A 25,732-nucleotide genomic window follows, 5' to 3' on the forward strand; every position below is an offset into this window, starting at 1 on the left:
TATCCTTCCAGCTATGAACAAGGCGCCGCATGGACATCGCTCGGACGGCACGGGCGAGGAAGAGCCTTCCCGCCACCGCCCGCGCTATCCGGATCCGGAGGTCTCGCCCGACGTCACCCAGGACGCCGTCGTGATCGTGCCGGGCATCATGGGCAGCGAGCTGTACGACACCGTCGAGAAGAAGGTGGTGTGGGGGCTGTCCAACCCGGGCTGGCTGGTGAACGCCTGGACCGGGGCCCACGGCGGGCTCGGGGGCCTGCACCTCACGCCCGACGAGCGGGAGGGCCGGCTCGGGCGGATCGTGGCCCGGCGGCTGCTGACGGCGCCCGCGTGGGCTCCGGTCCTGAAGGGGCACGAGCCCTACCCCGACCTCGTCGCCACCGCCACGGCCGCCGTCGCCGATCCGGACGCGGTCCTTCCGTTCGCTTACGACTGGCGGCTGCCCGTCGCCACCAACGCCCGTCTGCTGGCCGCCGAGGCGCGTCGGCACCTCACGTACTGGCGCGGGCACGAAGCGCACGCGCGCGCCCGCCGGCACCGGGTCGACGAGCGGGAGGGCCGGCTCGTCTTCGTCGCGCACTCCATGGGCGGGCTGGTCACCCTCGCCGCCCTGACCGGCGGTTACGACAACGACCTGGAGGCGGACACCCGGGGCGTCATGACGCTCGGAGCCCCGTTCCGGGGCGCGGTGAACGCCGCCGTGATCCTCAACAGCGGCCAGGGCTCGCCCGTCCCCCTCCCGCACCGCAGACTGCGCGAGCTGGCGGTGACCCTGCCCGGGGTCCATGACCTGCTGCCCCGCTTCCCGTGCCTGGACGAAGGCACCGACGTACGGGTCCCGAGCACGGCCGACATCGTCGCGCTCGGCGGCGACCCGTACCTGGCGGAGCAGTCACGTACGCTCCACGAGGGCCTGAGCGGCAAGCGGCTGCCGGGACACCGCGCGGTCGTCGGGATCAACCAGAGCACGCTCCAGTCCATGACGCTGGACGGCGGTACGGTGACCGGCGCCGAGCACTCCTTCCGCCTCCACACCGACGGCACGGTCCTGCGCGACCGGACGACCCTGCTTCCGCACCGCTTTCCCGTCGGCGGCGACGGTACGGTCCACAAGGAATCGGCCGCGCTCGGCAGGGAGATCGTGCCGGTCTCGCTCCAGCACGGCGCGCTCGCCCAGGGATCGGCCGCGATGGACGCCGTCGCGTCCTTCCTCAAGGAGGACGAGCACCTCGGCCCCACTCAGGCGGGCGGCGCTGGCCTGGGACTCCTGATCCCGGACGTCGTCACCCCCGGGAGCCGCTGGGAGATCCGCGTCACGGGCGTCGACAGCCCGAAGGGAATCACCTGCGAGGTCCAGACCGTACCCGCCGCCCCCACGAGCGACGGCCCCCGCCCGGTCGGACCCCGCCCGATCCGGGCCCGTCTGTCCGGCGACGACCACGACGGCCTCACCGCCCGCGTCACCCTCCCGGCGAGCGGCCTGTACCGGGTGACGGTCGACTCCGGCAACGGCGAACCGCTCACCCAGCTCCTCCTGGCGGCGGAGAGCGACGGGAAGGACCACTGACCCGGCGAAGTCCCCTAAATCCCGTGGCGGTTGGCGGCGAGGAGGATCTACCGTCTCCGTCACAGGACGAAGGGGGCGCACGATGGCATTGAACAAAAAGGGTTCGCGGCGCATCACGGTCGACGGCACCGACTACCGCTGGCGGATCCGCAGGAAGCCCACGTACGCGCAGGCGATGTGCCACGCGCCGATGGTGTACGCGGTCGAGTCCGCCGACCCCGGCGGTCCGGGCACCACACTGGTGGTGACCACGGGACAGCCCCACGCGGCCAACTGGCTGGGCACCGCGCCGGAACCCGTCCGCCCCGCGGATGTGGCCGCGGCGATCAGGCAGGCACGGGGGAGTGGCTGGGAACCGGCCCGCGCGGGCTCCCCGTTCCAGCTGGACCGGAGCGCGGGCTTCGTACCGACCCCCTGAGTAGGAGGCCGCGTACCCCGATGGCGCCTCACACACGGACGCATGATGGACGCGTGACGACATGGATGCGCTGCCACTGGGACGACGAGGACATCTGGTTCTACTTCGAGGTCGACGCCGAGGGCTGGGTGACCCGGCAGGTTGAACTCCAGGGCCCGGAGCGCGTCCCGCTCGCGGCGGCGGCGCTTGCCGAGTGGGACCGCGCGTATGCCGCCGGCACCTGGTCGGAGTACGAGCGGAGGTACGGGGGCACGGCGGAGCTTCCGGTGTCGGAGTGGGAAGGGCATGTCCCCGAGTGGCTGGCGGCCGACGCGTTCGAGGCCGTGTGGCGGGCCGCCCGCCGGGATCTCGCGGCGCGGAGCCGCTGAGGTCCCGGCGCGGCCGGGCGGTGCGCGAGGGTCACCGCCCAGGCGCCGCGGACGGCCACGGCGCCCAGGGCAGGGCCTCGCGCCACCCCGGTCGGCCAAAGGCCCAGTCCTGGAGTACGACCGCGACCGGCTCCACGGCGAACGCCCCGTGATCGCACGGCACATGGGCCTGGAAGTGCCGGTCCGGGCCGCCTTCGCGGTACTCGACCCGGTAGCTCAGGTCGTCGTTGAGACGGACCTGCATGTAGTGCTGTCCGGCAGGTTCGAGGTCATGCCGTTCGACGATGACGAAGCGCCAGGTCAGGCTCATGTCGGCCAGCAGGTCGTGCAGTTTGTCCTCGGACGGGTCGTCCCAGGACGTCCCGTCCCACTCGATCGCGCGCAGCATCGGCACCGACATATATCCCCCCGTCCCGTCCACGAGTCGCTCCGCTGAGGAGCCGCACGCGGGCGACTTGGCCCGGTAGCGGCCCGGCGGGCCGCCGAGCCGAGGTTCTTGATCAGATCACTTCGACGTCATGTCCGTAATGATCCTTCACATTCTCCGCCATTTCCCGGCCGGCGACGCGGGGGATCCGGCGCTCCCACCAGCCACGGCCGCCGGGCACCTCGAATCCCCGGGACAGCAGGCCGGCGAACTTGTCGTCCACTGCCTGGATGTCTTTCTTGAACCATGCCAGCTCGGGGACTTCTCTGATCACCGGGTCGTCGATGACCCGTTGCAGAAAGCTTCGGATCGAGATGTCGTCCCCGTACTCGAAAAGAGTCCCTTCGTAGCCCTCCGCGCAGTCGTCCACGAATTCGGACCACTCCTCGATGGCGCGATGGGGAGTCAGCTCCGGAGGCCGGCCGAGATCACCGGCCAGTTCTCTGAACCGTTCGAGAAACATCGAATTCTGATAGCGCAGCCATAGCCGGGAAATCCAGACATTCGAACCGTCCGGTGGCGGGGAGGTGACCGGTGGCAGTGGAGCTGACTCCACGATATGCAGAAGCGTCCAGGCCAATCCGAAGCACTCGTCATCGCCGAAGCACTCCATGAGGAGAGTGGCCTCTTCGTTGGTGACAGGCTTCTCGATGGCATGCAGGGCCTCAGTCATTTCCTCAAACGCCTCGTCCCCCTCCTCGGAGTCGTCGTCCTGCGGGGGGAGTGGATGGCCGAGGCGAAGAAACTCCCGCACCTGATCGCTGATCATGTAAATCTCTTGCTTCAGCAGGTCTGGGTGGTTGCTTTAAAGGCTTTCGTTGGGCAAACTTCCGCCTCGATCGCGACTTCTAGCTTCTCTGATATTCCTCAAGGAATTTCAGCACTCCTGCCAATGGGGCTTTGATGTCGGGTCGATCGATTCCGGCACCTTCGAGATGTATGAGAATGCTTGCTTCTTCGGAGAATTCTCGCGCGAATGCTGAAGTGCATGCGCCGAGGGATTTCTGTACATGCATTCCGATTTCTTCGGCAAGAGGTGAAGCGGTTGCGCTGTCGAAGTCGATCGGGGCCGTCGCAAGAATTATTCCGGGAGCCCCGTCATCCCGGTGGTTGACCAGTACCTGCACGCTCCCGATCCGAGGGGATCCGCCGTATCTCTCATGGGCGAGAGGGGAATTCAGAATCGCGGCATCGCAATCCCAGCCGGTTTCGGCGATCGATCCTGTGCGGAACTCGATTCCTGGTATGTGGCCCAACATTCTTCGGCACTCTTGAATGAACCTGTCCGAAGATGTTGCCATCACAAATTTCATCGCCATCACCCACAGCTCATAGTGGGCATGATTTGCGGCCTGCTCAGCTTCGAGAGAACACTGTCCTGGAGGGCGACTCCGCCGTCAATGACATCAGTCGTGTAGGCCATTCTTGCGGATTCGGGAAGATCCGACAGGTTTGCCTTGGTGCGGATCATGGTGTAGGAACCCTCCTTCGGGTAGGCGGCATGCGCTCTTCGTGAATATTCCGATGCCCCTTTTTCTGTGAAGGAGAAGAACTTGATTCCCTGAGTGCTCTTGAAGACGCGATTCTTGCGAATGTCGTCGCGTTCTCTGCCCGTGACGCCTCGCCAGAGAAATATCTCGTTGGCGCCGAGTTCGCCGCCCGCGTTGTGGACCAGAACCGGTTCCGGGCCCGCCAGGACATAGTACGTGTGGAGGTCTTCGACGCTCAGGTCGTACGTTGTGCGTTCCGCGCGGTACGACGTGATGTCGATGATGACCGTCGGGGCGCCCGTGTCGTTCTGGAGTTGCTGGCCCGGCTTGAGATCGCCGGCGCGGGTCCAGGCGTCGCGGGTCGCTTCGTAGAACTGGTGGTGCTTGGTGGTCTGGATTGTCCGGGGGCCGGACTTGGTGGCGATGGTGACGTCGACGTAGTCCTTGTCGTCCTTGGTGACGATGACGGACTTCACGCGGTGTTTCTCGGTGGTCTTCTTGCCGGGTTCGGCGGTGAGGACCATGTCGCCGGGCCTGACCTCGCGGATGGGCTTGGTGGTGCCGTCGGCCAGGAGGACGGGGGTGATGCCGGTGAAGCTGTGCTTGCCGATGCGGGGGATCTTGCAGGTGGAGGGGGCCGAGGGCTGGCTGTCGCCCTCCGGCCTGGGCTTCGCCTTGGGGCCGAACCGGCCGGCCGCCGCGCCGAAGATGCCGCCCGACGCCGCGCCCACCGCCGTGACCTTGGCGGCGCCGCTGATGCTGCACCCCTCCTCGCTGGAGGCGCACGAGACGCCGTAGCCGACCGCGCCCTCCGCCGCGCCGCCCGCCGCGCCCTGGGCCGCGCCCTGGACGACCCGGCCGCCCATGCCGGCCAGCAGCCGCCCGGCCGCGCCCGCCGCCAGGCCGCCCGCCGCGCCGCCCAGGGCACCGGTCGCCGCGCCCACGGCCACCGAGCCGAGGAAGCCGCCGACCGACTTGGGGCCGTCGCTCATCAGATAGCCGACGCCGTTGGCCGCCGCGCCCGCCAGGGCCGCGCAGCCGATCACGCCCACCCCGCCCGTGGCGGCGGTGCAGCCCGCGAAGACCGCCACCCCGACCGCGACCGAGGCGATCGTCGCGGCGTGCTGCTTGACGAAGTTCGCGGAGGCTTTGGCCGCCTTTTTGACCGCTGTGCCCACCTTTTTGGCGGCCTTCACGGTCTTCTTCGCCACGTGTTTGACCGCCTTGGCCACCGTGCGGACCGTCTTCTTGACCTGCTTGACGACCTTGTGGACCTTCTGTTTCACCCGTTTATAGGTGCGTTTGACGTATCTCTTGACCTTGTGGACGCTGTCGGCCACCCGGTGGACCGTCGCGCGCACCACCCGCTTGGCCTTCTTGACGACTTTCTTGACGGTCTTCTTGATCTTTTTGGCGGCCTTCTTGACGACCTTGGCCGCCTTCTTGACCGTCGTCGTGGTTTTCTTCCAGGCCGACTTGGTGACTTTCGTGACCTTCTTCGTGACCTTTTTGATCGCCTTGTTGACGAAGCTCGGCCAGTGGCCCGTCGGGTCCGTCGCCGTCATCGGGTTGTCGTCGCCGTACGCGTAGCGGTTGGCGGAGACCGACGCGGGCAGCGGGTCCATGCCGACCGTGTCGCGGCTGTTGAACTGGCCCGTCTGCGGGGAGTACCAGCGCGCCGCCATATTGACCTTGGCGGTCGCCGGATCCGTCCAGCCCGACTGGTAGCCGAGCTGGCCCAGCATGCCGGCCGAGTCGACGACCGTACCGAAGGGCGAGTACGTCGTGGAGCCGCTGAGCGCCTCGCCCGTCCCGGTGAACTGCGCCACCACGTCGTCGTGCAGATCCGTGAGGGCGAGGGCCGACGCCCAGGACGTCTTCACCCCGACCAGGGCGCCGTCCGCGTCCCGGCTGTAGGAGGCGACCCCGTCCGTCGCCACGTCATTGCCCGCCCCCGTGTACTGGAAGGCGTAGGCCGGGGTGGCGAGCCCGTCGTCCGTCGTGTCCGTCGCCGTCAGCAGCCGGTCCAGACCGTCGTACGCGTACGTCCGGGCGCCCTCGCTGATCACCCGGTTGAACGCGTCCGCCTTCGTCGTCGTCCGCTTCCCCGTCTCGTCGGCCAGCGTGCTCATCGTGCCGCGCGCCGTGTACGCGTACGTGTTGTGGCCGTCCGAGGTGAGGCGGTTGCGGGCGTCGTAGGTGTACGTGTCGCCGCCCACCCTCGTACGGTTGCCGGAGGCGTCGTACCCGTACTGCTCCGTCTTCGTCCCGTCGTTCCAGGAGGTCAGACGGTTCGCCCAGTCGTAGCCGTATGTGGACGTGCGGGTCGCCGCGCCCGACAGGCCCGTGGTCGTCTTCTTTGTCTCGTTGTCGTTCTCGTCGTATCCGTAGGTTATTTCGGACAGGGATGTGCCTGATTTTGACGTCAGTCTGTCCGCTGTCAGACGTTCCAGCGCGTCGTAGGTGAAGGTGCGACGCGTCGCGTTCGCGCCGTAGTCGATCGTCTTGACGTTGCTGTTCTCGTCGTACGCGTACGTCAGCGACGAACCCGTCGCGCTGTCGTTGAGCGTCTTGAGCCGCCCCGCCGCGTCGTACCCGAAGGTCGACGTCCCTGACGCGTCCGTCCGCGAGGTCATCGAACCGTCGCCGTTGTACGCGAACGACGACGCGCCCGAGGGACCGCTCGTGGACAGCAGCAGACCCCGGTCGTCGTAGGTGAAGGCGTTCGTGTCGTCACCCGCGCCCGTGCTCGCGCCCGTCACCGCCACGATCCGGTCGTCCGCGTCGTAGCGGTACGTGTGGTCGACTGTCTCCGCCTCCGCGCCCCGGCCCGTCTGCCGTGTCAGCCGGCCCTTGACGTCGTACTCGTTGGTGATCGTGACCCCGCCCGGCGAACGCGCCTCCTTCGCCTGCCCGTTGGCGTCGTACACCATCGTGAACGTGCGCTCCGCCGCGCTCGGGTGCGCCGGGGTCGCCGGTTCGGTCTCCGACTCCGGCAGCCCCCAGCTGTTGTACGTGGTGAGGAAGGGATTGCCGCGGCCGTCCGTGAAGCGGGTGCGGTTGCCCGCCGCGTCGTAGCCGAACGTCGTCGTGATCGACTCCGTCGCTGAGACCGGCTGGACGGCCCTGGTGACCAGCCCCGTCCCGTCCACCGTCAGCGACACCGTATGACCGCGGTAGTCCGTCACCGTCAGCGGACTGCCCGCCCGGTCGTACGTCGCGGAGCTGGTGCGCAGCGTCCGGCCCGCCGCGTCCAGATCGCTGGTGGCGATGAGCTGGCCGAAGCCGTCGTACGTGTTCTTCGTGCTGGTGCCGTCCGGGTCCGTGGCGGTGAGGACCTGGCCGTCCATGTCGTACGTGAACTTCGAGACGCCGCCCGCCGAGTCCGTGACCTCGGTCGTCTCACCCAGCGCGTTGTACTTGTACGACTCGGCCGCGCCCGTCGGCGAGACGGTCCGGGTCAGCTCGCCGCCCGCGCCGTACTCGTTGATCGCCGTGTACGCGCGCTGGGTCGGCTGCCGCACGATGTCCGTGCTGGTGACCGCGCGCCCCAGGAAGTCCCACGTGGTCTCCTCGCGGGCGCCGTTGGGCCGGACCGCCGCGAGCTGGTCGCCGTTGGTGCTGTAGACGTACGACGTGGTGCCGCCGCCCGGGTCGGTGACCGAGGCCAGATCGCCCAGCTGGGTATAGGTGTACGTCCTGCGATTGCCGAGCGCGTCGCTCTCGGCGGTGACCTGGCCGAGCTTGTTGTACTCGTTGCGGAACGTCGCCCTGACCGGCGCGCCCGCGCCCGGCGGGGTGTAGTCCGGCAGGGTGGTCGAGGTCTCCTGGCCCTCGGCGTCGTACGTCGTGACCGTGACATTGCCGAGCGGGTCGGAGGTCTCGGTGGCCTCGCCGAAGGTGTTGTAGCCGGTCATCGTGACGGGCCGGACGGTGACCGGCGCCTCGCCGTTCCGCTCCGCCTGCACGGCCGGCTCGGTGACGGTCGTCTGCTGGGCCGCCTCGTCGTACCCGTACTCGGTGGTGGTGCCGTTCGGGTCGGTGAAGGAGCTGGGCAGCCCGCGCTGGTCGAGCTTCCAGGTGGCCGTACGGACGGAGCTGCCGGCCGCCGGGAGCGTGCCGCCGCGGACGGCCGTGACCTGCGCCGGGGCCAGCGCCTCGCTGTAGACCTGGATGTCGTCGAGCGAGCCGTTGGTGTTCTCGGAGTACGCGCCGTTGTACCGCAGCCGGCCGATCTGGAGCGGACCCGTCGCCTCCCACGGGGTGGTGAAGGTGCCGTTGTTGGCGACGGCCGCGCCGTTCACATACAGCCTGACCTGCGCGGACTCCTTGTCGTACACACCCGTCAGATGCGTCCAGGTGTTGACGGCCACCGCCGCCGTGCCGGAGTACGAGCGGACGATGACCGGGTTGACGGTGTCGGTGGCATGCCGGTTGAAGGTCCAGCCGTACGCCGTCGAGTAGTAGAGCTGGAAGCCGCTCGCGTTGTCGCCGGCCTGGGCGACGAAGGTGTTGTTGGCGGTGGTGGCCTTCAGCTTGACCCAGGCGGAGACGGTGAAGCTGCCGCTGGTGTTGACGACCGGCCCTGCGGTCTGCGCGTACGCGTTCGCCGTGCCGTCGAAGTCGGCGCTGCCGCCGCGGTCGGTGTTCCACTTCACCCCGCTGCCGAGGGTGCCGGTGTGGTTCGCGCCCGAGGAGTCGGCGGTGCCGGTGCCGGAGGTCTCGTCCAGTTTGAAGCGGGCCACCGGGGCGGTCGTGCCGTCGTGGACGGTGTTGCCCGTGACATTGCCGAGGTTGTCGTAGCGGGTGTCCGAGGTCGACACCTCACCGGTCGCCGGGTCGGTCACCGTCTCCGAGACGGCGTTGTCGTCCGGGTCGTAGGAGACCCTGGTCGTCCGCCGCGCGCCGTTCGGGTCGAGCACGGAGGTGGTGGTGCGGTCCGCCGCGTCCACCGCGAAGGTGGTCGTGGTCTGGCCGTCGTCCGTCACCTGCTGGATCAGATTGCCCACCGCGTCATAGGTGTTGGCCTGCTCGGTGAAGGACCTGCCGGTGGCCGGATCGCTCCGTACGACCTTCGCCGACAGCCCGTCGTCGGTGTACGTGTACGAGGTGGTCCAGCCCATCGCGTCGGTGACCGAGGCGAGCCGGCCCGCCGGGTCGTACGCGCGGGACTCCTGCACCAGGGTGGTGGGCGGGGACGGATTCGCCGGATCGCCCGTGTAGTTCAGCAGGTTGGTGGTGAGGGGACGGCTCTCGGCGTCGAAGGTGTACGTGTTGACGTTCCCCGCCGGGTCGGTCTCGCGGACCTTGTTGCCGTACACGTCGTACGCGAACGAGGTGGTGTCGCCGCCCGGATCCGTCCTGGTCGCCAGGCGGTTGTACGCGTCGTACGTCATGGTGGTGGTGCGTGGCGCGTCCCCGCCGGTCAGGTCGGCGACGGTCTGCGCGAGGACATTGCCGTCGGCGTCGTACTCGGTCGTCGAGCGGGCGGTGTGGACCGCGCCCGTCACCCGGTTGGTGACGGGCGGCGCGGTCTCGGTGCGGACCTGGTCGTTCTTGTCGTACGTGAGGACGGTGGTCAGCCCGGCCGGCTGCGCGTCGGAGACCTCCGTCTCGGTGAGCTGCCGGCCCAGACCGTCGTACGTGTACGTCACCCGCGCGCCGTTGGCGTCGGTAATCCTGGCCGGGTCGCCGTTGGCGTAGTAGGTGTACGTGGTGCGCCGGCCGCCCGGGGTGACGACCTCCGAGACCAGCCCGGCGGGCGCCTTCGCGGTGCCGCCCTCGGCCGCCGGAGTGTCGGCGGCGGTGTAGGCGGTGGTGGCGGTCCGGCCGCCCGGGTGGCCGGGCACCGGCGGGGTGGTGACGGAGGTGATGTTGCCGGCCGTGTTGTACGTGTAGCTGGTGAGGTACGTGTTGTCCGTGGGCCCGGAGGAGCGCCCGTCGCGCTCGGTGAGCATCAGGTCGTTGCGCGGATCCATCGGCGGGAACGCCGTCGTGGCGTCCGGATAGTAGGTGTAGTACTCCGTCGCGCACTTGTTGGCCGCGGTGTCCTGGCAGGTGGTCGAGGAGACCGTGTTGCCGCGGATGTCATGGCCGGTGACACTGCGGTTGCCGTTCGCGTCGGTCACGGTGTGCGGGAAGCCGGCCGTGTCGTAGCCGTACGTGGTGCGTTTGCCGTTGGTGTCGGTGACGGCGAGCAGCCGGTTGCCCATGTCCGCTTCGTAGACGTACGTCAGCGTCTTCTCGGTCGGGTCGGTCAGCTTGACCGTACGGATCGGGGCGATGCCCGAGGACGCCTTGTACGCGCTCCAGTGCTGCTCGACCTGGTCGGCGCCGAGCGCGCTCCCGTACACCGCGACCTCGGCGATGGAGCCGGTGAAGTAGCTGATGTCGGACGGCGAGCTGACCCACGAGCGGGTGAAGCCCGCGCCGATGAACGTCCGGGTGTTGGACTGGTCCCTGGCCGCGCCCGCGAAGTCGGCCTGCTTGACCCCGTCCACGTACAGCGTCTGGGTCGCGCCGGAGGCGGAGAGCACCGCGTGGTGCCAGGCGTTGTCGGTGACGACGGCCTTGGAGCCGAAGGCCGTGCCGCCGCTGCCGGAGACGCTCCACCAGTGGCCGTGGAGCTTGCCGTCGGCACCGACGTAGAGGACGGGGTTCCAGGAGCCGCCCACCCCGTCGGCCGCGTCCGGGGTCCGGCTCTGGTCGGCGATCAGCACACCGGCTTTGGAGGTCTTGAACCACAGCTCGACGGCCCGGTTCTCGCTTCCGTGCCAGGGTGCGTACGGCACCTCCGTGTACGAGGTGGTGCCGTTGAACGACGCTGCGGTCACATCCCCGGTGCCGAACGGGCCCGCCACACCCTGGGTGACGTTGTTGTACGTACCGAACCCGGTGTGGATCTCGTTGGCGGCCTGCGGCGCGCCCTTGGTGTCGTCCAGCCGCCAGTAGCCGGCCGGCGCCGAGCCCATCACCGCCGAGCGGTAGACCTGCGAGGAGCCGGTGACGGTCGCGGGGTGGAGCTTCCAGGTGCCGCCGTCGCCGTCGGTGGCCTGGAGGACCTGGTCGTCGGCGGTGGTGTAGACGACGGACGACTGTGTTTTGCCGCGCGGGGTGGTGATCTTGTTGAGCAGCCCGGCGGAGCGCTTGGCCGCCTGGTACTGGGCGGTGATGACGCTCTGGCTCAGCGGCTCGGAGTAGATCGAGACCTCGGCGAGCTGGCCGCTGTAGTGGCCGAGCTTGTCATTGGCGTTCATCGCGGGCCAGCCGTCGATGTTCACCCCGGCGCCGAGGGTGAGGTAGGGCTGCTCCCAGTCGTTGATCGTGCCGGTGAGCGAGCCGACGGCGACCCCGTCGAGATAGAGCGTCTGGCTGTTGGCGACACCGGTCAGGACGGCGTTGTGCCACTGGCCGTTGTTGACGGAGGCGGTGGAGGTGATCGTGGTCATGCACCCGGGGGACATGGCCAGACAGCCGCGCAGCTTGCCGTCCGTGCCGACGTAGACCGCGGGCGTGTTCTTGGTGGTCGTACCGGCCGGGTCGGCGACGCTCAGCGGCTTGTCGCCGTAGTAGAAGAGGACACCGCCCGCCTGCGTCGTCCGGAACCAGAGCGAGACCGACATGTACGAGGGGGTGGCGCCGGGCGCGCTCGGTATCTCCACGTACGAGGTGGTGCCGTTGAAGGTGGCGGTCTTCTGGGTGGAGCCGGCCAGGACGGACGAGCCGCCCAGGGTCACATCGCGGTACAGGCCGTTGTACCTGCCCTGGTTGCCGTCGACGGAGTCCTTGGCGACGGTGGCGCCGGGCTCCTCGCCGAGCCGCCAGTACGCGAACGGGTCGGCGTCCAGGACGGTCGTCCGGTAGTGGTTGCCGGTGGTGTAGCCGTAGACGGTGCAGGCGGTGGGGTCGGCGGGCGGGCAGACCTGGGTGAGCTGGTCGCCGCTGTAGCCGTACGTCCAGGTCTGGACGGTGGCGGCGTCGCCGGGGGTGGCCGGGTCGGTGGCGACGGTGGAGACATGCGCGGCGCTCGCGCCGGACGGGGTCCCCCAGGTGAGGTTGAGGGAGCGGTTCGAGGTGGTGTTGGTGATCTTCGTGAGCTGCCGGGACGTGTTGTACGTGAAGGTCTCGGTGCGGCCCGCGTAGTCCTTGATGGTGGTCAGCGCGCGGACCGCGGTCTTCGCCGTGGTCTGGGTGAAGGTGTAGACCGTGAAGTCCTTGTCGGTGAGCGTGTAGCCACCGGTGACGGACTGGAGTCTGGCGTAGCGGCCCGGCGGGGGCACGAACGTACCGTCGCCGTTGCGGCCGAAGGCGACCTGCTCACCACCCGGATAGGTGATCACGACACTGGCGACCTTGCCCGCGCCGTCCAGCACCTCGGACGCCTGCATGTCGACGACCGTGGACCAGCCGGCCCCGAAGGCGCTGTCGACGCGCGGGTCGAGGCTGTTGTACGCGCGCTCGACGGAGAGGGACGGGCCGACGACCTCGACCTCCGCGTCGGTGTCCTCGGTGGTGTAGTTGCCGTCGCTGGGGTCGAACTCGTGGCCGTCGTTGTTCTGCGCGAGCCCGGAGGTGACGGGCGGCTGCGGTACGGCGGTGGCGAAGCGGCCGGAGTGGGTCACCTCGGCGTAGCCGTCGCTGACGGCGGCGTACCACTCGTAGTTCTTGCTCCAGGTGAGCTTGTTCGCCGGGATCTTCCAGGAGCCCTTGGCGATCGCGCCGGAGGCGGCGACCGGGGTGGTCGACTCGCTGTCGGCGTCGTACACCTCGAACTCGTAACTCAGCGCGGTGTTCGGCCACTTGTCGGCGTCACTGGCGTAGACGAGCAGCTCCGGCTGGAGCGTGTTGGCCTGGAAGTTGTCGGGCGGGTACTGGGCGTTGACCTGGGGGGCGGTGTTGGCCGTGTAGGTCAGGTCCAGGGAGGGGCGCCAGGCGGCGGTGGCGGAGTTGGTGGAGTGGAACCGCTTCCAGGAGGTGGATCCGGTGAGCGCCGCCTCGATCGCGAGCCCGTAGTTGGTGGTGGCACCGGTGGCGACCTTGGTGAACCAGTCGGTGGAGAGCGTCACCGGCATCGCGGTGCCGACACCGGTGGAGCCGGTGCCGTTGTTGCACGACGCGCCGGCCGCGGGGGTGGTCGTGCCGATCGCGGCGCCGGAGGTGGGCCCGGGATAGGCGGTGACGGCGCTGGGTGTCCACGACTGGGTGATCGGGCTGACGGTGAACGGGGTGGCGGTGCAGGTCGCGGAGTAGAGCGCCCACAGGTTCAGCTTGGCGGCGGAGACCCGCTGCCCCTTGATCGCGGTGCCCAGCGAGCTGAACTGGAGGAACGAACGCGTCTTGTCCGTACCGGAGTTGTACGTGCCGACCTTGAGCTGTTCCTCGGTGGAGTGGTTGCCGCTGATCGTGTTCTGGGTGTACGTCGAGTTGCTCGCGGCGATCGTCGGGTCCACCGTGACGGGGTAGACGCGCGCCGGGTCGTCCAGCCAGGCCCGGTCGGCGGTCATCCGCAGGGCGGGCGCGCCGTCCGGGGTGCCGTCCACGGTGGTCAGCTCGTAGCGGATGTCACGGGACTGCGCGGTCTCGCCGGAGGCGGGGTCGACCTTCGAGTCCGCCATGTAGGCGGGCGGCATGGCCGCGACGGCCTTGCCGGCGGCGTCGGTGAACTCGACACCGCCGTCGTCGGTCAGCCGCGGGGTGAGGCCCTGGAGCTCCAGCGGGAAGAGCCAGGAGTTGCCGGCCCCCGCCGAGCGCAGGACGAGGTTCTCCTTGAGGCCCTCGGCGAGTGAGACGAGTTCGAGATCGGTGCCGGGCAGCACACCGGCGTAGGTGAGGGTGCCGTTCTCGTCGGCGGTGGGCTCGACCTTCGCGGCGCCGCGCAGGGCGTACGCGAGGGAGCGTCCGGAGCCGAAGTCGACGGAGGTGAGCCGCTGGTCGGCGGCGTCGGGGGCGAACTCGACCGCGAGGGAGTTGGCGCGCTGCCGCAGCCGGCCGTCGTCGTTGGTGACCAGCTCGGTGTCGATCCGCTTCCATGTGCCGTCGCCGGACTTGAAGTTGGTCCGGCCGGTGAAGTGGCGGACGGTGGTGGAGCCGTCGGCGTTGACGTAGAAGTCCGAGGTGGCGGTGGACTTCCTGGCGTCGCGCTTACTGGTCTTCGCGTGGAAGCTACGGGCGTTCCCGTCGGCGCGCGGACCGGTCCTCGTCCGCTCGGTGGTGCTCACGGGCCGTTCGTACGGGGGCAGTTCGCCCTTGCCCCGGCCGGGCTTCGAGCCGATGCCGCCCTCGGCGGTGGTGGACTCGGTGGTGGCCGAGTGGCTCCGGCCGCGCGCGGAGCCGCCCTGCTGGGTGGGGGTGCGGAGCGGGGACTCGTTCATCCAGGTCCACAGGCCCGACACCGACATCTCGGGCATCGAGAGGGCCGGCAGGGTGGCACCGGTGGCGGCGGCCGTCTCGGTGGTGAGCATGAGCGCGAGGGAGGCGAGCACGGAGAGCGCCGTGACCCTCGCGCGTCGGCGGCCGGCCGGACCGGGCGGGAACAGGCGAGTTGCACGGACCCGGTGGCGAGCGCGCATGAAGCGAAACCTCAACTGACGAAATGGGCACGAGATCTTCGCAAACATTTCCGCCGTACGCGCGTGCTATCCCTGGTCAGACATGGTTTTGATCGTTCTTTACCAAGGGGTCCTGGGTTTCATGCCCGCCAGGGAGGGTATGTCGTGCTATTTGGACTTCTGTTCGGGCGTCTCGTCGGCGGTCTCTTCGGCATCTTTGACGGCCTGTTGGATGACCGAGGTGACGGTCTTCTCAAGCCCCGCACCGGAGTTGGCGGTGATGACGTTGTCCGCCGCGCCGGAACCGCCTCCGTCACCGCCGTCGCCGACCACCACGAAGCGCACCTCCGGATGGCGCGCGGCCCCCGACTCCACGACGGCGACCTGGGGCGCGCCCACGGCGAGCACGACCGCGCACCGGCGCTGGATCAGGGTGTTGAGGAACGGCTCGGCGTTCGCGGTGGTCTGCTCACCCGTCACCGGTACGTAGTTGACGCGGGCGCGCGTGCTGAGCGACGCCTCGCGCAGCGCCTCCCAGACGGGCGCGGCGGGCGTCCCGGCGGTGACCCCGCGCTCACCGGTCAGCAGACAGGCGTCCACCTCCCGGTAGACACGCGCCCGGGTGTCCAGCGGCGCGGGCCCGCCGTCGTCACCGGTGAACTGCCATACGGCGACCGCCCCGAGGGCGACCGCGAGCACGACGGCGGCGGTGGCGGCGGTGGTGACGGGCTTCACGAACGGTCTCCTCTTACCTGCGTACGGACACACCTTCCCTGAGCGTACGTCCGGACGGAAGGCCGGGAAGGTCTGACGGGCCCCTCGCGTGGGCAGGTATCCCGCGCCGGATCCGAACGGTCCGGCACCGGCTGTCCGGTGTGACACGTAGGGTGCGGGTGTGCGCAGACTTGAAGATCGAATATCGCGAACGTTGCTGGCGGGAGGGGCGATTGCCCTCTCGGTGGCCCTGCTGACGAGCTGTGACGTGGTGATCGAGGACGACGCGTCGTCCTCGACGTCGCCGTCCAGCGGCGCGAGCGGCAGCGATAGCAGTGGCAGTGGTGGCGGCAGTGGCAGCAGCGGGAGCAGCGTCTACGGCGTCCTGCCGCTCACCAACCCCGACGGTACGAAGCGCGGTCTCGCGCCCGTCACCGCCGAGGCCGACAAGAAGGCGTCCCGGGAGCTGATCGAAACGGTGCCGACGGCCCGCGCCGGCTCGGGTGCCTCGTACGACCGGAAGAAGTTCGGCTACGCCTGGCAGGACACGGCCGAGGGCATCCCCTTCGCCGGGAACGGCTGCGACACCCGGAACGACATACTCGCCAGGGACGGCAAGGATCTGAAGTACCGGGAGGGCTCCGACTGCGTCCTCATCTCGATGACCCTGAACGACCCGTACACGGGCAAGGAGATGGAGTGGCGCAAGGAGGCGGCGGCCAAGGTCCAGATCGACCATGTCATGCCGCTCTCCTACGACTGGCGGATGGGCGCCTCCCGCTGGTCCCTCGCCAAGCGCAAGCAGATCGCCAACGACCCGATCAACCTCGTGGCGGTGGACGGCCCGACCAACGGCTCCAAGGGCGACTCCGGCCCGGCGGACTGGCTCCCGCCGCGTGAGGAGATCCACTGCGCGTACTCGACGCGCTGGGCGCAGGTGGCGCTGAAGTACGAACTGCCGGTCACCGCCGAGGACAAGGCGACCATGCTGGAGACCTGCGGCGGCTGAGCGCGCGGATCGGGCCGTACGGTCTGATCCGTACGGGCCCGATCCTGGGCCTCAGCCGATGAAGCGGACCTCCGGGTAGCGCCGAGAGGGGCCCGCGAGCAGCGGGGCGCGGCGGTCGCGCAGGTGCAGATCGAAGAAGGCGCGCAGATACCGGCGCTGGATGTCGATCGCCCGCGCGCCGTTCAGCGGCCCGATGACCTCCGCCAGCTGTTCGGGGGTGGCGCCGAGCCGCCCGGCGACCTGGGGCAGGAACGTCTCGTAGTCCGTGAACGAGAAGTGCCGGGTCCCGGTCAGCCGGAGGTTACGGCGCCAGCCGCGCAGCCGGGGCCAGAACGCGGCCCAGCTCGGATTGGTGTCGGCGTCCTCGCCCATCAGCAGGAACGGCTTGCGCAGCCCGCTCGTCAGCACCGGCCCGAAGACGCTGCCGTCGAGATCGGCGCCCGCCGCGACCGGCACCCCCGACGCCAACGCCTGGGCGGCGGTCGCCCCGCCCAGGGAGTGGCCGAACATACCGGTCCTGGAGAGGTCCAGGACCGAGGCGAGTCCGTACGGCAGCGGTCCGGACCGGGGGCCGTTCCGTACGAGGCGGGACAGCTCCTCCAGGACGAAACGGGTGTCGGCCACCCGGACGGCGACAGCCTTCAGGATGACCGGGTCGTCGTCCTCGCCGGTCAGGTCCGGCATCGCGTACTCCGCCACCCGGCCGCCGGGGAACTCGACCTGGCCCGCGTCATAGGGGTGGTCGATGGTGACGACGACATACCCGTGGCTGACGAGGTCCTCGACCAGCGCCGTACTGGACGCGCGGTACTGGCCGTGCCCGTGCGAGTAGAGAAGGACGGGCCGCCGGCCGGCGCGGGTGTCGGCGGGCGCGCCGGTACGGGCGTGGGTGAGCGGCAGGGTGGCGAACTCGGTGAGCAGATACCCCGTGCGCTGGAACACCGCGGCGGCCCCCGCCGTCATCCACGGCGCCAGCGGCGGACGCCCGCCGCGCGCCGGAGTGCTCGCCGCCGGGTACCAGACCTGCGCCATCAGCTCGCGCGCGGGCCGGGACGGCACCCACGGGTCCCGGCGGCTCCGGTCGGTGAGATGGAGGGCGACGGTCCCGAGGGCGTACGGTCCGCTCGGCCGCGGCAGTGTCAGCCGTACGGGCGGAGCCGCCTTGGGGGTGGCCGTGGGGGCGGCGGCCGTGGCCGCGTGGGCGGTGCCGCCGAGCGCGACGCCCGCCGCCGCGCCCGCCGCGAGGGCGGTGCCGGTCACCACCAGCCGCCTGCGGCTGAGCGCCGTACGTGACGGACGGTCCGGGACGGAACGCGGCATGGCGGTTCTCCTTCGTGCGGGGCGATGCGGGGTGGAGCCCCGGCGTGGTGTGGAGCCGGGCCGAAAGGGCGTAAACCGGCCCCTGCTCCGAAACTACGGGCCGCACGGCCCGCCACCCGCTGCCGTTTCGCACGCTTTCCGCTGACATTTGTCATGCGGCCACGGGGACAAGTGAGGACAACCGGGGCTGTGCCACACTCCTCGTGTGAAGGTCCGCAACCAACTGGTCAGGTTCACCCTGGTCGGGGTGGTCAATACCGGCACGTACTACGGCTGCTATCTGTTCTTCCTGCACCGGCTGCCGTACGTCGTGTCGCACGTCCTGGCGTTCGGGCTCAGCATGACGGGCTCGTTCTTCCTCAACAGCTGGTTCACCTACCGGACCCGGCCCACCTGGCGGAAGTTCGTGCTCTTCCCGCTCACCAACGCGGCGAACTTCGTCATCTCCACGGCCGGTGTCTATCTGCTGGTGGACGTGTTGCGCCTGAGCAGCCGCTACGCGCCGCTGATCACCGCGGCGGCGGCCGTCCCGATCACCTTCATGGTCTCCCGCATGATCATGCTCCGCCCCGATCGGGCACCGGGACCGGCGCTGGCGGAGACGGAAGGACCGGCACCGGGGCAGGGGCCGGGTCCGGGACCGGCTCCGTCGGACGGAGACGCTCGGCCTGCCGCTTCATCGTCCGCTTGATCCGCGGGCCCAACGGCTTCTCCACCAGCCGGTGGATCAGCCAGGCCAGCACCAGCATCGAGCCGACCGACGCGATGAGGGTGACCGCCGCCGACAGTCCCAGGTAGCGGTGGAGCACCCGGATCGCGAACCAGCCCAGATGTTCGTGGATCAGATAGAACGGGTACGTGAGCGCCCCCGCGAAGGTCAGCCAGCGCCAGTTCACCCGGCGCAGCCACCCCAGCGCGACCGCCGCGACCGACCCATAGGCGAATGTGACGATCAGCAGGATCATGTACGGCGAGCGCGGCTGGAAGACGTTCGTGGCCGCAGGGTTCCAGAGCGCGACGGTCGCGTAGTGCTGGCCGAGCAGCCAGCTGGTGGCGACGATGCCCCAGAGCAGCAGATCGCTTCCGTACCGGTGGATCAGATAGAGCGCGAGCCCGCCGACGAAGAACGGCGCGTACTCCGGCATGACGACCGCGTCCAGGAGTGGGACCTCGGCGACGCCCGAGAGCACCGCCGCCACCGTCCACAGACAGCAGAAGATCACCACCCGGCGGTAGGTGACGCCCTTCCACACCACGAAGAGCGCGAAGAGCAGATAGAAGCGCGCCTCCACCCAGAGGGTCCAGCACACCCCGAGCACCCGGCGCACCCCGACCGGCTGCTGGAGCATCGTCAGATTGACCAGGGTCTCGCTGAGGGGCAGCGGCTTGCTCACGACCGGGAGGACCAGGCACGCGGCGGTGACCAGGACGATCGCCGCCCAGTACGCGGGGTAGAGCCGGGAGACGCGCGAGCGGAAGAAGTCCCCGAGGGACCGTCCCCAACTGCTCATGCAGATGACGAAACCGCTGATGACGAAGAAGACCTGCACGCCCAGACAGCCGTAGACGGCGAGCGCGGAGAGATCGGGGAACAGTGCCTTCGGCGAGCGGCCCCAGGCATCGGTGACCTGGCCGCCGCGGCCCGCGTAGTGGTAGAGACAGACCATGAGCGCCGCCAGGATGCGCAGGCCGTCCAAGGCGCGCATCCGGTCCTGGACACGGGCCGGTGTCGCGTCTTTCATGGTGCGACACGCTAGGGGGCGCCCGGTGAACGGTGCGCGGTACGCCGGATGAACAGCCCGTCCGGGCAGATGACATGGGGATGAACGGGGCACGTACCCGAATCCGGCGCTGAATCGTTGGTCCAACCAGTGGCCCAGGCCACGGAGACTGCCTACCATCGATCACTGCAAGGTCTTGTGCATCGCCGCACAATCACGCCGGGAGGCCCCCTTTGCACCGCCGCCGTCGCACCTCGCTCGCCGTATCCGCCGCCCTGCTCGCCGCGGCACCGCTCCTCACCGCCTGCGGTGGTGAGTCCCACCCCGGCGCCGCGGCGGTCGTCGGTGGGCAGCGGATCGAGACCTCCGCGCTCCAGGCGGAGGTACGGGACGTACGGGACGCGCAGCGGGCGGCGCCCGACGCCGAGCAGCTCATCAAGAACACCGGGCAGCTCAGCCAGGCCAAGCTGAACGGCATGATCTTCGACCGGGTGCTCCAGCGGTCCGCCGACGACGCCGGGGTGACGGTCAGCCGCAAGGAGATCCAGAGCACCCGGAAGCAGGCCGCCGCGCAGTCGGGCGGCGAGAAGCAGTTCGTCGAGATGCTGCTCCAGCAGGGCGCGCTCTCGGCGGGCCAGATCGACTCCGCGATCCGCCGCGAGGTGCTGCTGAACAAGCTGTCGCAGGCGCTCGGCGCGAACACGTCGACGCCGGAGGGCCAGCAGATCGTCCTGGCCGATCTGACCAGGACGTCGAAGAAGCTGGGCATCGACGTCAATCCGCGCTACGGCAGCTGGGACAACGCCCAGGTCCGGCTGGGCGAGGCGAAGACGCCGTGGATCAAGCAGATCACCCGGCAGGCACCGGAGGAGCAGCCGCCGGCCGCCTGACGCTCTCTTGATCGGGCCGGTCGTGTACGGATCGGGCCGGGCGCCGGAGCGGCGACCGGCTGGCGTAGGTTCGAGTGGTGACACACGAAGCTCCCGCCGCGCCCGGCCGTATCGTCCTGCTGACCGCCAGCCACCGGGTCGCGCCCGGGCTGCTGTCCTGGCCCGCCTGGCAGACGCTGCACGCCGCCGACCGGGTGCTCTGCGCCGACCCCGGCCATCCGCAGCTGCCGTATCTGCGCGAGGCCGGGATCACCGTCGAGCAGGCCGCGCCCGGCGCGGCCGAGCTGGTCGAGGCGTGCGCCGGCGGCCGTACGGTCGTGGTCCTGCCGACGCCCGGCGAGAGCGACCGGGCCGGCGGCGGTGACCCTTCCCGGGCGCTCACCGACGGGCTCGCCGCGCTGGCGGGCTCTGGCCGGGTCCGGATGCCCGAGCTGGAGCTGCTGCCCGGTTCGTACGATCTGCCGGGCGCGCGGCTGCTCGATCTCGTCCAGGTCATGGACCGGATCCGGGTGGCGTGCCCGTGGTCGTCGGTCCGTACCCACCGGGAACTCGCCAAGTACGCGATCGAGGAGGCGTACGAGCTGGTCGAGGCCATCGAGGACGGCAGCCGCGAGGAACTGCGCGAGGAGCTGGGGGACGTACTGCTCCAGGTCGTCTTCCACGCGCGGATCGCCGAGGAGGAGCCCGAGGAGCCGTTCTCCATCGACGATGTCGCGGGCACCATCGTGGAGAAGCTGATCCACCGCCATCCCCATGTCTTCGGGGACGAGACGGCCGAGACCCCCGAGGACGTCAAGGCGCACTGGCTCCGTAAGAAAGCGGACGAGAAGCGGCGCGCGTCGGTCACCGACGGGGTGCCGCTCGGACAGCCCGGTCTGGCGCTCGCCGCCAAGCTCGCGAGCCGGGTCCGCACCGCCGGTCTGGAGGTCGCGCCGCCCGGCGGCGAGGGGATCGGGTACGAACTGCTCGCGCTGGCGGTACGGGCGGAGGCCGCCGGGGTCGACCCGGAGACCGCGCTGCGCGCCGCGGCCCGTACGTACCGGGACGCGATCCACGCCGCCGAACAGCGGGCGGGCGGCACCCCGTAGCCTTCGCTTCCCCGCGCCGACAGCGGCTGAACGCCGTAGCGGCGCACGGAACTTGAAAGGCAACGGCCCCCCTATGTCTGTTCCCCCCACGGATTCGGCTCCCGCCACCCCGGAAGCCGCTCCCTCCCCTTCTTCTCTGTCCCGGTTCTCCCGGCGGGCCGTGATCGGCGCCGCCGGGGCGGTGGCCGCGGCGGCCGTCGTCACTCCTGTCGTCTCGGCGGCGACCCCGAGCGGCACCGGCCCGGATGCCGGTACGGACGCGGGCCCGGACGCCGTGACGAAGGCCGGGCCCGGCGAGAGCGTCGAGACGTTCCCCGCGACCCGGTCCGCGGCGGCCACCGGTGAGCGGCCCGTCCAGGCCGCGTTCCCCATCGGCCATGTCGGCGTGCGCTGGAGCGGGCCCGCCGACGGCGGCGGGATCCGGCTCCGGCGCGCCGACGGCGGCCAGGGCGCCTGGCAGCCGCTGAGCGGCGGCTGCTCACCGGCGAACGGCGGCGCGGCGCTGGTCGCCGCGGGCGGGGCGGCCGGCTATCAGGTGCGGGCCCCCGAGGGCGCGACCGGCGTGCGTACGTACGCCATCGACACGGCGAAGGGCCCGGAGCGCGAGGTGGCCGTCCCGGAGGCGACCACCCGGGTGCGGGGCGTGGCCTATCTGTCGCGGGCGGCCTGGGGCGCCGACGAGTCCAAGCGCTTCAAGCCGGACGGCTCGGAGAACTCCCCGACCGTCTACTACCCGTTCCAGACGATCACGGTGCACCACACCGACACGGCCAACGCCGATCCCGACCCGGCGGCCACGGTGCGGGCGATCTACGAGTTCCACGCCATCGACAACGACTGGGGCGACATCGGCTACCACTTCCTCGTCGACGCGGAAGGAGTGGTCTACGAGGGGCGTTACTCGGGGGACGACGGCGTCCCCGCCCATGACGCGGACGGCAGGCTGGTGACCGCCTTCCACGTCGGCGGGTTCAACTCCGGGAACCTCGGTATCGCCCTGCTCGGCAATCTGATGGAGCAGGGGCCGACCGACGCGGCGCGGGACGCGCTGACCCGGCTGGTGTCCTCGCTGGCGCGGCTGCACGGGCTCGACCCGAAGGCGGAACTCACCTACGTCAACCCGGTCAACGGCGTCACGAAGGACGTCCGGTCGATCAGCGGTCACCGCGACTGGCTGGCGACCGACTGCCCCGGTGACGTGATGTACGCGGAGCTGGCTGCCCTGCGCGAGCGCGTCACCGTGTAGTCGTGCACCTGAGTACGGACGGGGCCGGGGTTCCGTTCATCCGGTGATCGCCTCCTGTCGTCCCCTCGGCCGTCCCCTCCGGTGGTCCCCTCCGGCCGTAGCTCCCGTCATCCCGGCGGCTACGGTCGGTGGGTGCCCGACATGTCTGAGAACCACACCGTCCCCGAACTCTTCAGCTGGGAGTTCGCCACCGATCCGTACCCCGCGTACGCCTGGCTGCGCGAGCACTCGCCCGTCCACCGGACCGTGCTGCCCAGCGGGGTCGAGGCATGGCTGGTGACGCGGTACGCGGACGCCCGGCAGGCCCTCGCGGACGCGCGGCTCTCCAAGAACTCCGCGCACCACGCGGGCCCGGCGCACGCCAAGGGGAAGACGGGGATCCCCGGCGAGCGCAAGGCCGAGCTGATGACGCACCTGCTGAACATCGACCCGCCGGACCACACCCGGCTGCGACGGCTGGTGTCGAAGGCGTTCACGCCCCGCCGCGTCGCCGTGTTCGCTCCGCGTGTACAGGAGCTGACGGACCGGCTGATCGACGGATTCGCCGCGAAGGGGACCGCGGATCTGATCCACGATTTCGCGTTCCCGCTTCCCATCTACGCGATCTGTGATCTGCTCGGCGTGCCACCGGAGGACCAGGACGACTTCCGCGACTGGGCCGGCATGATGATTCGGCATGGCGGCGGGCCGCGGGGCGGAGTCGCGCGGTCGGTGAAGAAGATGCGCGGATATCTGGCCGAGCTGATTCACCGTAAAAGGGCGGATCCCGGCGACGATCTGATCTCCGATCTGATCCGGGCGAGCGACCACGGCGAACATCTCACCGAGAATGAGGCCGCCGCGATGGCTTTCATCATCCTGTTCGCCGGTTTCGAGACGACCGTCAATCTCATCGGTAATGGCATGTACACGCTTATGCGGAATCCGGTGCAGCGCGACCGGCTCCAGCGTTCGCTGGCGGCCGGGGAGACCGGACTGCTGGCGACCGGCGTGGAGGAACTGCTGCGCTACGACGGCCCGGTGGAGCTGGCCACCTGGCGGTACGCCACCGAGCCGCTCACCCTCGGCGGGCAGCGCGTCGCCGCCGGTGACCCGGTGCTGGTCGTCCTCGCCGCCGCCGACCGGGACCCGGCGCGCTTCGACGATCCCGAGGTGCTGGATCTCGCCCGGCGTGACAATCAGCACCTCGGATACGGCCATGGAATCCACTACTGCCTCGGCGCGCCGCTCGCCCGGGTGGAGGGGCAGACCGCGCTGGCGACGCTGCTGACCCGGCTGCCCGATGTGCGGCTTGCGGAAGATCCTGCCGATTTGCGCTGGCGCGGCGGGCTCATCATGCGTGGATTGCGCACACTTCCGGTGCAGTTCACGCCATTGTCCGAAAGGGCGAGTGCGGGGTATTCCGAGGGGAATCCCGGAACGAATTACTGACGCCCCGTCAAGACTGTGACTTTCGCGTGATCTCCGCTGCATCGACTTGTGACAACAGTTCGAGTACCGCTACGTTCACGACGACTCAGCAGCAACACGCTGAAGTCGAACCGACAGACACACGGAAGGCAACCGCATGCGCTCCGGGAAACACCGCCGTCCCCGACAGGCCCCCGCCCTTCTCGTCGCGGCAGGAGTGACGGGATCGGCCATCGCCATCCCGCTCCTCGCCGCCAGTGGCGCAAGCGCGGCGGAAGCCTCCACGTGGGACCGGGTCGCCGAGTGCGAGAGCGGCGGCCGGTGGAGCGCCAACCTCGGCAACGGCTTCTACGGCGGACTCCAGCTGACCCAGGAGACCTGGGACACCTTCGGCGGCGCGGAGTTCGCGGCCAGCCCCGACCTGGCGAGCCGCTCCCGGCAGATCCAGATAGCCGACAAGGTCTTCGCGGCGCAGGGCACCAAGGCGTGGTCGAGCTGCGCCGTCGTCTCCGGGCTCGTGAAGAGCGTCGGGGGCGTCGTCGACGGCGCGACCGGCACCGGCTCGGACAGCGCCACCACCGACCCGGCGGCCGGCGCCACGGACGGCGCCTCCGGCACCGAGACCCCCGGCTACGGCGACAGCGGCACCCAGACGGGCGGTACGGCCCCCTCGGCGACCACCACCCCCTCGCCGGCCGCGAGCGACGCCAAGGAGTCCGCCACGCCCGAGGCCGACGCCTCCTCCGCGCCCGCCAAGGGCAAGCACCGGGGCGCCCCCGCCAAGGAGGATGACGGCGCATCGGGCAATACGGATAAAGAGCGCGAACCGAACGACCGCGCCTCGCGCGGCAGCGCGACCGCCCGCGACGGAAGCCTCGGCGACGCGTACGGCGGCGAGGAGACCGGCCGCGGCGAGTCCGTCGTCGTCGGCGGCGAGCCCCTCTCGGTCGTGATCGGCAGTCAGAAGGTCGTCGGCGGCTGGGTCTGAGGTGAACGGGGCACCGTTGACGTCCGCGGCGCCCCGTTCGGCCCTGGCCAGGCCCCTGGCCGCGATCCGAAACATGGCCCGATCGGAGGGTGTTTCGGTGGCCTATGTCCGCTTCTGCGTAAGTGAGACAAGGGTCTCTTTGCCGCAACTGGGGTCATTTGCTCTGGCGGTTGGGTCATCCCCGGGCCCACCTGCGGAAACGTGAAGGCCGTTGAAGCCCGGACGGGCGATTTCTCCCGGATGTGCCTCTTTGAACAACCACCCGGGCTGTGATTACGGTCTGAACCGCTCGCACCGCGGGCCCCGTCGACCGAAACGCCGAATCCTGCCGTCGGTCGGGGGGAGTGGTCGTCGCGTAAAGCGCCGAAGGCAGGAGCGGGGGACCCAATGGTTCGCGCCGGTCCCGGCCGTCGAGAGACGGTCCGGGGACGGCTTGGGGTGAAGCCGCGTGTGAGAGCACGCGGCCGGGCAACTCACTTGGCCCGAACCCGACAGCTGACCTCGTAGGCGTCGGTGAGGAGATGCTTCA

At 69.9% G+C, this 25,732-nt stretch carries 16 protein-coding genes, 1 pseudogene and 1 riboswitch; of the genes and pseudogenes, 10 read left to right on the top strand and 7 right to left on the bottom strand.

Annotation, left to right across the window (positions count from 1 at the left end):
* Positions 1–13 precede the first annotated feature (13 nt).
* The 3 genes from DVK44_RS21080 (at position 14) to DVK44_RS21090 (ending at position 2,353) form a co-directional block, all read left to right on the top strand.
* Positions 14–1,567 (top strand): lipase/acyltransferase domain-containing protein, encoded by a 1,554-nt coding sequence (locus DVK44_RS21080; protein WP_331461617.1) that lies wholly within the window; start codon positions 14–16, stop codon positions 1,565–1,567.
* 82 nt (positions 1,568–1,649) lie between these two features.
* Positions 1,650–1,985 carry a hypothetical protein gene (locus DVK44_RS21085; protein WP_114661060.1) on the top strand — a complete coding sequence of 112 codons (336 nt, stop codon included), beginning with the start codon at positions 1,650–1,652 and terminating at the stop codon, positions 1,983–1,985.
* Positions 1,986–2,038: 53 nt separating this feature from the next.
* Positions 2,039–2,353: a hypothetical protein gene (locus DVK44_RS21090; protein ID WP_114661061.1), complete on the top strand. Its 315-nt coding sequence runs from the start codon at positions 2,039–2,041 to the stop codon at positions 2,351–2,353.
* 31 nt (positions 2,354–2,384) lie between these two features.
* Here DVK44_RS21090 and DVK44_RS21095 read toward each other — a convergent pair whose 3' ends face one another.
* The 5 genes from DVK44_RS21095 to DVK44_RS21110 all read right to left on the bottom strand — a co-directional run bounded on the left by DVK44_RS21095 (position 2,385) and on the right by DVK44_RS21110 (position 15,552).
* Positions 2,385–2,753, bottom strand: a complete 369-nt coding sequence (locus tag DVK44_RS21095) for a hypothetical protein (protein WP_114661062.1) — start codon at positions 2,751–2,753, stop codon at positions 2,385–2,387.
* A 100-nt stretch (positions 2,754–2,853) separates the two neighbouring features.
* Positions 2,854–3,549: a hypothetical protein gene (locus tag DVK44_RS21100; protein ID WP_114661063.1), complete on the bottom strand. Its 696-nt coding sequence runs from the start codon at positions 3,547–3,549 to the stop codon at positions 2,854–2,856.
* 79 nt (positions 3,550–3,628) lie between these two features.
* Positions 3,629–4,102, bottom strand: a complete 474-nt coding sequence (locus tag DVK44_RS36460; protein ID WP_162793985.1) for a hypothetical protein — start codon at positions 4,100–4,102, stop codon at positions 3,629–3,631.
* Entirely contained in the window at positions 4,099–14,838 is a 10,740-nt protein-coding gene (locus DVK44_RS21105) for a LamG-like jellyroll fold domain-containing protein (RefSeq protein ID WP_114661064.1), read from the bottom strand. Before DVK44_RS21105 ends, DVK44_RS36460 begins: the two co-directional genes overlap by 4 nt.
* Before the next feature lie 147 nt (positions 14,839–14,985).
* Positions 14,986–15,552: a BMP family ABC transporter substrate-binding protein gene (locus tag DVK44_RS21110; protein WP_114661065.1), complete on the bottom strand. Its 567-nt coding sequence runs from the start codon at positions 15,550–15,552 to the stop codon at positions 14,986–14,988.
* 160 nt (positions 15,553–15,712) lie between these two features.
* Between DVK44_RS21110 and DVK44_RS21115 the strand changes: the two genes are divergently transcribed.
* Complete coding sequence (locus tag DVK44_RS21115; protein WP_228447294.1) at positions 15,713–16,540, top strand: HNH endonuclease family protein; 828 nt, start codon at positions 15,713–15,715, stop codon at positions 16,538–16,540.
* Between the two features lie 51 nt (positions 16,541–16,591).
* Here DVK44_RS21115 and DVK44_RS21120 read toward each other — a convergent pair whose 3' ends face one another.
* Positions 16,592–17,860, bottom strand: coding sequence for an alpha/beta hydrolase family protein (locus DVK44_RS21120; protein ID WP_114661066.1), 1,269 nt, complete (start codon positions 17,858–17,860; stop codon positions 16,592–16,594).
* A 205-nt stretch (positions 17,861–18,065) separates the two neighbouring features.
* Here DVK44_RS21120 and DVK44_RS37255 point away from each other — a divergent pair, with 205 nt between their 5' ends.
* On the top strand, positions 18,066–18,551 hold the full coding sequence (locus DVK44_RS37255) for a GtrA family protein (RefSeq protein WP_114661067.1): 486 nt from the start codon (positions 18,066–18,068) through the stop codon (positions 18,549–18,551).
* Here DVK44_RS37255 and DVK44_RS21130 read toward each other — a convergent pair.
* Positions 18,517–19,602: pseudogene (locus tag DVK44_RS21130) on the bottom strand (acyltransferase family protein); the annotation flags it as partial. The gene DVK44_RS37255 and the pseudogene DVK44_RS21130 sit on opposite strands and share 35 nt — an antisense overlap.
* A gap of 212 nt (positions 19,603–19,814) precedes the next feature.
* Between DVK44_RS21130 and DVK44_RS21135 the strand changes: the two are divergent.
* From DVK44_RS21135 to DVK44_RS37675, 5 genes are all read left to right on the top strand, one after another.
* The gene (locus DVK44_RS21135; protein WP_114661068.1) at positions 19,815–20,471 is read left to right on the top strand and encodes a SurA N-terminal domain-containing protein; all 657 of its coding nucleotides are present in this window, start codon (positions 19,815–19,817) and stop codon (positions 20,469–20,471) included.
* Positions 20,472–20,548: 77 nt separating this feature from the next.
* A complete protein-coding gene (locus tag DVK44_RS21140; protein ID WP_114665328.1) occupies positions 20,549–21,559 on the top strand; it encodes a nucleoside triphosphate pyrophosphohydrolase in 1,011 nt (336 codons plus the stop codon).
* Between the two features lie 73 nt (positions 21,560–21,632).
* Positions 21,633–22,805, top strand: coding sequence for an N-acetylmuramoyl-L-alanine amidase (locus tag DVK44_RS21145; protein ID WP_114661069.1), 1,173 nt, complete (start codon positions 21,633–21,635; stop codon positions 22,803–22,805).
* A gap of 141 nt (positions 22,806–22,946) precedes the next feature.
* A complete protein-coding gene (locus DVK44_RS21150; protein WP_114661070.1) occupies positions 22,947–24,236 on the top strand; it encodes a cytochrome P450 family protein in 1,290 nt (429 codons plus the stop codon).
* A gap of 136 nt (positions 24,237–24,372) precedes the next feature.
* Positions 24,373–25,203 carry a transglycosylase family protein gene (locus tag DVK44_RS37675; protein ID WP_181957494.1) on the top strand — a complete coding sequence of 277 codons (831 nt, stop codon included), beginning with the start codon at positions 24,373–24,375 and terminating at the stop codon, positions 25,201–25,203.
* Positions 25,204–25,554: 351 nt separating this feature from the next.
* Positions 25,555–25,728: riboswitch (cyclic di-AMP (ydaO/yuaA leader) on the top strand.
* Positions 25,729–25,732: the final 4 nt, after the last annotated feature.

The sequence above is a fragment of the Streptomyces paludis genome, assembly GCF_003344965.1.
Lineage (GTDB): Bacteria > Actinomycetota > Actinomycetes > Streptomycetales > Streptomycetaceae > Streptomyces > Streptomyces paludis.

Excerpts from the sequence above, each read along its gene's own strand:
- DVK44_RS21105 (WP_114661064.1), bottom strand. The coding sequence starts at position 14,838 with ATGCGCGCTCGCCACCGGGTCCGTGCAACTCGCCTGTTCCCGCCCGGT.
- DVK44_RS37675 (WP_181957494.1), top strand. The coding sequence starts at position 24,373 with ATGCGCTCCGGGAAACACCGCCGTCCCCGACAGGCCCCCGCCCTTCTC.
- DVK44_RS21085 (WP_114661060.1), top strand. The coding sequence starts at position 1,650 with ATGGCATTGAACAAAAAGGGTTCGCGGCGCATCACGGTCGACGGCACC.
- DVK44_RS21080 (WP_331461617.1), top strand. The coding sequence starts at position 14 with ATGAACAAGGCGCCGCATGGACATCGCTCGGACGGCACGGGCGAGGAA.
- DVK44_RS21095 (WP_114661062.1), bottom strand. The coding sequence starts at position 2,753 with ATGTCGGTGCCGATGCTGCGCGCGATCGAGTGGGACGGGACGTCCTGG.
- DVK44_RS21100 (WP_114661063.1), bottom strand. The coding sequence starts at position 3,549 with ATGATCAGCGATCAGGTGCGGGAGTTTCTTCGCCTCGGCCATCCACTC.
- DVK44_RS21145 (WP_114661069.1), top strand. The coding sequence starts at position 21,633 with ATGTCTGTTCCCCCCACGGATTCGGCTCCCGCCACCCCGGAAGCCGCT.
- DVK44_RS21120 (WP_114661066.1), bottom strand. The coding sequence starts at position 17,860 with ATGCCGCGTTCCGTCCCGGACCGTCCGTCACGTACGGCGCTCAGCCGC.
- DVK44_RS21150 (WP_114661070.1), top strand. The coding sequence starts at position 22,947 with ATGTCTGAGAACCACACCGTCCCCGAACTCTTCAGCTGGGAGTTCGCC.